Source organism: Lampropedia puyangensis, from assembly GCF_004833285.1.
Classification (GTDB): Bacteria; Pseudomonadota; Gammaproteobacteria; order Burkholderiales; family Burkholderiaceae_C; genus Lampropedia; species Lampropedia puyangensis.
Map to the genome: position 1 here is coordinate 92750 of NZ_STFG01000014.1, position 6351 is coordinate 99100.

Annotated in this window: 7 protein-coding genes; 4 read left to right on the top strand and 3 right to left on the bottom strand. The window is 53.6% G+C overall.

Annotated elements, in window-relative coordinates; all coding sequences use genetic code 11:
* Positions 1 to 67 precede the first annotated feature (67 nt).
* Positions 68 to 1570: a S41 family peptidase gene (locus E9531_RS12545; protein WP_136574108.1), complete on the bottom strand. Its 1503-nt coding sequence runs from the start codon at positions 1568 to 1570 to the stop codon at positions 68 to 70.
* 94 nt (positions 1571 to 1664) lie between these two features.
* Positions 1665 to 2357 (bottom strand): 2,3-diphosphoglycerate-dependent phosphoglycerate mutase, encoded by a 693-nt coding sequence (gene gpmA, locus E9531_RS12550; protein ID WP_136574109.1) that lies wholly within the window; start codon positions 2355 to 2357, stop codon positions 1665 to 1667.
* 357 nt (positions 2358 to 2714) lie between these two features.
* Here gpmA and E9531_RS12555 point away from each other — a divergent pair, with 357 nt between their 5' ends.
* Both E9531_RS12555 and grxC read left to right on the top strand, forming a co-directional pair.
* Entirely contained in the window at positions 2715 to 3131 is a 417-nt protein-coding gene (locus E9531_RS12555) for a rhodanese-like domain-containing protein (protein WP_136574110.1), read from the top strand.
* Between the two features lie 26 nt (positions 3132 to 3157).
* Positions 3158 to 3421 (top strand): glutaredoxin 3, encoded by a 264-nt coding sequence (gene grxC, locus E9531_RS12560; protein ID WP_136574111.1) that lies wholly within the window; start codon positions 3158 to 3160, stop codon positions 3419 to 3421.
* Positions 3422 to 3587: 166 nt separating this feature from the next.
* Here the strand turns inward: grxC and E9531_RS12565 are convergent, their stop codons facing one another.
* Entirely contained in the window at positions 3588 to 3923 is a 336-nt protein-coding gene (locus tag E9531_RS12565; protein WP_136574112.1) for a hypothetical protein, read from the bottom strand.
* 264 nt (positions 3924 to 4187) lie between these two features.
* Here E9531_RS12565 and E9531_RS12570 point away from each other — a divergent pair, with 264 nt between their 5' ends.
* Both E9531_RS12570 and E9531_RS17520 read left to right on the top strand, forming a co-directional pair.
* A complete protein-coding gene (locus E9531_RS12570) occupies positions 4188 to 5834 on the top strand; it encodes an acyl-CoA synthetase (protein ID WP_136574113.1) in 1647 nt (548 codons plus the stop codon).
* Between the two features lie 186 nt (positions 5835 to 6020).
* Entirely contained in the window at positions 6021 to 6167 is a 147-nt protein-coding gene (locus E9531_RS17520) for a hypothetical protein (RefSeq protein WP_158291780.1), read from the top strand.
* The last annotated feature ends 184 nt before the right edge of the window (positions 6168 to 6351 follow it).

Consider the following 6351-nt stretch of genomic DNA (forward strand, 5'->3'; position numbering starts at 1 on the left):
CGTGCATTAGGCATAAAAAAAGCGCTGCAACGGTTTGCAGCGCTTTTTGTACTTTCAAAGTACCTGGTTATTTCTTGATTTCAGCCGGGGCTTTTGATGTTGGATCGGCAGCATCAGCTGCAGCTTTGCCTTCTGCGTTGGCGACTTTTTCCGTGTTTTTGGCTACTTGAACGGGCTGCCCTTTGAGCTGCCTGATCGCTTGTTGCAGCTGGAAATCCTCAGCAGTACCAAATTGAGGCAGGCGGCGTGCAACCTGCCCTTCGTTGGCTTTGGTTTCGTCCTGCAGGCGTTTGAGGGCTTCTTCACGCTCTTTCTCTTTACGTGCTATTTCCTCTGGCGTTTCATCCTTGCCTAAGTGTTTGGCCAAATCCGCCTCGCGCACGCGCAATGAAGCGTAGGGGCTGCCATCGGCGGTTTCATCCAGAGTAATATCTGGTTCAATGCCCTTGGCTTGGATGGAGCGGCCATTGGGTGTGTAATACAGCGCAGTGGTCAGCTTGATGCCGGTGTCTGGGCCCAGTGGGCGCACGGTTTGCACAGAGCCTTTGCCAAAAGTCTGGCTGCCCATGATGGTGGCGCGTTTGTGGTCTTGCAGGGCGCCAGCCACAATCTCGCTGGCTGATGCGGAGCCCTCGTTGACCAGAACCACCAGCGGCACGTCTTTCAGACCTGCAGGCAGGCGGCGCAGCGGATCACCCCCGCCGATGGGGAGGCGGCGCGGCATATAGTCAGCCGCATTGGCGGAGAACAAGGCCTTGCTTTCTGGCAGTTGACCATCTGTGGTAACGACAACCGAGTCTTTAGGCAAGAAGGCTGCAGAGATAGCTACAGCCGCATCGAGCAAACCACCTGGGTCATTGCGCAAATCCAGCACCAAGCCTTTGAGCTTGGGTTCTTTGGCATAAATCTCGATGGCCTTGTTGACGAAATCATCGACCGTGCGGTCTTGGAATTGCGATAGGCGCAGCCATGCGTAGCCCGGCTCAATCACCTCGCCCTTGACCGAGCGGGTTTTGATTTCTTCACGCGTGATATTGACGGTAAAGGTGCGGCTTTCGTCTTTGCGGAACACAGTCAGCACCACTTGGGTGTTGGGTTCACCGCGCATGCGCTTGACAGCTTCAGTCAAGCTCAACCCTTTGACGGCTGCATCATCAATCTTGGTGATCAAGTCGTTGGGCATCAGGCCTGCGCGGTCTGCGGGGGAACCTTCGATGGGGGAGACAATGCGAATGAGCCCATCTTCCTGGGAAATTTCAATACCAACGCCGACAAAACGTCCTGTTGTGCCTTCGCGGAATTCGGCGAAACTGGTTTTGTCGAAATATTGCGAGTGAGGATCGAGACTGGAAACCATTCCTGAGATGGCATCAGTAATGAGTTTTTTGTCGTCCACCGGCTCCACATAGTCGGTCTTGATCAGGCCGTATACCGCAGCCAGTTGCTGCAGTTCTTCCAGTGGCAGCGGTGCAACCGTATTGCGTGCGATGGTTTGCACCGAAAAGGTAGCCAGCGCGCCGGCTAGCACCCCTGCGCTGACCCATCCAACGGTTTGCATTTTGTTTCCCATATACCCAGCCAATCTAAAAATGTTCCAGTAATTGATGGCGCTTATGCGCGCATGCAAAGCTGCGCGCCTATTCCCTCGGCCATCGGGTGGTTGATCAAGACTCTAAATAGTAACTGCGAATGGGTTTGAGCGCTTCGTCCAACTCATAAACCAAAGGCGTACCGTTGGGGATATTGAGCGAGACGATGGCTTCATCCGAGATGCCATCCAAGTATTTGACCAGCGCACGCAGCGAGTTGCCATGCGCTGCAATCACTACACGCTTGCCTGAACGAATATCGGGTGCAATGTGGCTTTCCCAGTAAGGCAAGACGCGTGCCACAGTGTCCTTGAGACATTCGGTCAGAGGAATTTGTTCCGCTGCCAAGCCTTGGTAGCGGCGATCGCCACGTTCACTGCGAGGGTCATTGGCCTGCAATGCTGGAGGTGGTGTGTCATAGCTGCGACGCCACACCAGCACTTGCTCATCGCCATATTCTTTGGCGGTTTCTGCTTTGTTTAGGCCTTGCAAACCGCCGTAATGGCGTTCGTTGAGGCGCCATGATTTTTCAACCGGCAACCATGTGCTGTCCATGCCATCCAAGCAATGCCACAGCGTATGAATGGCGCGCTTGAGCACACTGGTGTATGCCTTGTCGAATTCAAAACCCGCAGCCTTGAGGCGTTGACCAGCTTGTTGTGCCTGGGCAATGCCGGTGGCGGTCAATTCCACATCGGTCCAACCGGTAAAACGGTTTTCCAAATTCCAGGTCGATTCACCGTGACGGATCAAAACGAGTTTGTACATGGGTGGGCAGTTCTCAACAGAAGATGTGGATCAAAAAGCAGCCTGCAATGCCCCTTAGGGGGCCATCACAGTGGGTGCTTACGCAATACAGCCGCTTATTTTAGTGGCGATGATGCGGGCTTTTCTCTCAGGCATTGCGCTCTTGGTGTCTTGGCACCGTAAAATGCGTGCCTTTGCTCGCTCTGGGTGCTGCGTGTCCCCTCTCTGACTGGCGAGTTGTAGGTGTTTTTGTCGTTGTGGCTGCCTGTGAATAGGGCCTTGCCTTGGTGTGCCCTTTGACTGCCGCAGGGATGCTGGCGTTGCCTTTGCGACGCAGCCTTTTTGCATTTTTCTGAACTTTACTTTGCGAGCGACGTTGTGAACTTCCTTCTTGAGAACTGGTATCTGTTTGTGGTGGCCCTGGTATCTGGAGCCATGCTGTTTGTTCCCGCGCTGAGCAAAAGTGGCTCAGCCAGCGTGACGCCTGCGCAGGCGGTGCAGAAAATGAATAGTGAAAAAGCTGCTGTGGTGGATATTCGCTCAAGCGAGGACTATGCCGCAGGCCATATCAAAGGCGCCAAGCATGTCAGCCTTGATCAAGTGGAGCAGCAACTGGGCAATGTGGCGAAAAACAAAGCCACGCCCGTGCTGTTTGTGTGTGCAACAGGCACGCGTGCTGGCAAAGCTGTTGCTGCGGCGAAAAAACTCGGTTACGAGCAGGCGCAAGTGGTTTCTGGTGGAATGAAGGCTTGGAAAGAAGCGGGCCTGCCACTCACCACGGGTGCGAAGGCATAACAGCGTGCATTTGAAGGAGAGCCCTTATGCAAACGGTCACCATGTACACCACTGCAGTTTGCCCTTACTGCATTCGCGCAAAACAGTTGCTCAAAGCGCGTGGGGTTGAGGCAGTTGACGAAATTCGCATCGATCAGAACCCCGATGAGCGCGATGCCATGATGGCGAAAACCGGACGGCGTACTGTGCCCCAAATTTATATCGGCCAGACGCATGTTGGTGGCTTTGATGATTTGGCCGCGCTTGATGCCCAAGGCGGCTTGATGCCGCTGCTTGGACAAACCAGCTGAGTCCACCATCCTCAGGCTTGCCTTTGCGCACTGTGGGTCTTGATCTGGCGCAGTATTGTGCATGGGCCATGCAATAGCCATAAATAAAAAAAAGCCGCCACATTGTGCCTGTGAGCGGCTTTTTTATTGGGATGCATTCACATAAGAGAGTGATCGACGGTGTTGATCAGCATCCCATTTGGGAGAACATGGGCGTGAGTTGCTGCTCCACTTGCGTGCAGGCTTGAGCCATTTTCTCCAGCTCTTCTTTGCTGGCTTTTTTCAACTGCTCAGTCATTTGTTTGGCTTGCTCTTCCATTTGCTTTTCCATGGCGGCCATGGCTTCGTTGCCGCTCATCTTTTTGACACAGGCCTGGGTTTTCTCCAAATACGTTTTGCAGGCAGGTGGCATGGCATTCATGGCCTGCTCCATCGCGGTCTCTTTTTTGCCGCAACCGGCAGCAGCCACAACGCACGCCAAAAATATGGTAGTGCGAACGGTTTTTACAGCAAAAGAATGCATGGTTTTCCCTCTGGTTTATGGTTGATTTTTTTAATGGGCACGGCCTGAATGCACTGAATAAGTGCGGGCATGCACAGTCGGCGCAAGTGTAGGTGCGCCATTAGGTTTCGGCAAGCATCAAAGTGGGCTGTTTATGACGAGAAGCCTGTATGGACACGCTGACTCAGGGTTTGTGTTTACGACTATCAGCCAATTGTTCTGCTTGAGCAGATGCGGTACAACGACCGCCAGTTGTCTATTCATGAAAATCAGGAGATAAGCGCGATGAACCCCTACAGCCAGCATCTGGATCGCAATGCGGCGAATTTTTCGGCCATCACTCCACTGGACTTTATTCGTCGCAGCGCCGAGGTGTATCCCACACGCTTGGCGGTGGTGCATGGTGATATCCGGCGCAATTGGCAACAGACGTATCAACGCAGCCGCCAATTGGCCAGCGCATTGCAGCGTGCAGGTGTAGAGAAAAACGATACCGTGGCCGTTATCTTGCCCAATACCCCGCCCATGGTCGAAGCCCACTTTGGTGTGCCTATGGCTGGTGCGGTGCTGAATGCGCTCAACACTCGGCTTGACCCGGAAACCATTGCTTTCATGCTCGACCATGGCGAGGCCAAAGTCTTGGTGGTTGACCCCGAGTTCGCCAAGCTGATTGCACAAGCGTTGCCATTACGCAAAACCCAGCATTTGCGCACCATCATCACTGTTGAAGACGCGCTGTATGGTCCAGCCCCGGTGCAGCTTGAAGGTGCAATCGATTACGAAGCCTTCATTGCACAGGGCGATGCGCAATTTGACTGGCAACGCCCTGCGGACGAGTGGGATGCCATTGCCTTGAACTACACCAGTGGCACCACAGGCGATCCCAAAGGCGTGGTTTACCACCACCGGGGGGCAGCACTCAATGCCATTTCCGCCATTCTTGAATGGGACATGCCCAAGCACGCCGTGTATTTGTGGACTTTGCCCATGTTCCATTGCAATGGCTGGTGTTTCCCTTGGGCCGTGGCTGCGCGCGCAGGCGTGAACGTGTGTTTGCGCCGCGTGGAGCCAGCGGCCGTATTCAATGCCATGCGTGAGCACGGCGTTACGCATTATTGCGGCGCACCGATTGTGCATGGCATGTTGGTCAACGCCCCTGTCGCTCTGAAAGAAGGCGTGCCTGCAGGCGTGAAAGCCATGGTGGCTGGGGCTGCTCCGCCTGCCTCCATGATTGAAGGCATGGAAGAAATGGGCTTTGACCTCACCCACGTTTATGGTTTGACCGAGGTATACGGCCCCGCCACCGTTTGCGCTAAGCACGATGCGTGGCAAACACTCGATATTGGCGAGCGCGCCCAGCTCAATGCCCGCCAAGGCGTGCGCTACCACTTAGAGCAAGATGCTCAAGTGCTCGATCCAGAAACCATGCAGCCTGTGCCCTGGGATGGTGAAACCATGGGCGAGATCATGTTCCGTGGCAATATCGCCATGAAAGGCTATTTGAAAAATCCGGCAGCGACAGAAAAAGCCTTTGCGGGTGGCTGGTTTCACTCTGGCGATCTGGCCGTGCAATACCCAGACGGATACATCAAAATCAAAGACCGTAGCAAAGACATCATCATCTCCGGGGGCGAGAATATTTCGTCTATTGAAGTGGAAGACGCTCTTTACCGCCACCCCGCTGTTCTCGCCGCAGCCGTGGTGGCCAAACCCGATCCCAAGTGGGGCGAGACACCATGTGCTTTTGTTGAACTCAAAGATGGCGCTGACGTCACCCCGGAAGACATCGTGCTCCACTGCAAGAAGCACTTGGCGGGTTTCAAGGTCCCTCGTGCGGTGGTGTTTGGTCCCTTGCCAAAAACCAGCACCGGCAAAATCCAGAAATTTGAATTGCGCAAGCAAGTGGGCTCAGCGCAGGCCATTGATGTGTGAGGGGCGTTGTCTCGGTTATGGAGCTGAATTTTGGTTGAAGTTTTGCTCTTCCAGCCAGAAGGTATAAGAACATAACTATTCTGGCGAATGCGGGACACACCCAACGCCGCGTTGCACACTAAGATGCACTTTCTCAGTGTCCACCTCGTGTGGACTTGTTGTATCTGAATACAGAAAGTGGAACATATGCGCAGTGAGATGTTGGCGCTGGCCTTGGTGGCAAGTTTTGGACTTGTTGGAACATCGCAGGCACGTGTAACCCAATGGGAAATGGTGCCCAAGGCCCTGCGTTTGACGGCCAAAGCTTTGGGGACATCGGTTCATATGTTTTGATTTTGATACTTTTGCAGAGCTTCCGTAGGGTAGCAGGTTCGATTCCTACCAGGCGCGCTAAATGTTCGATTAAGTAAGGCTAGACTCGGCAAAAGTTCTTGTGAATTGTGAAGATTTTTTTAATATTTAAATGTAGTTGGATTTTTTTGGTGTTATAGTAGCGGGCTTGGCTGATGAGGTGTTT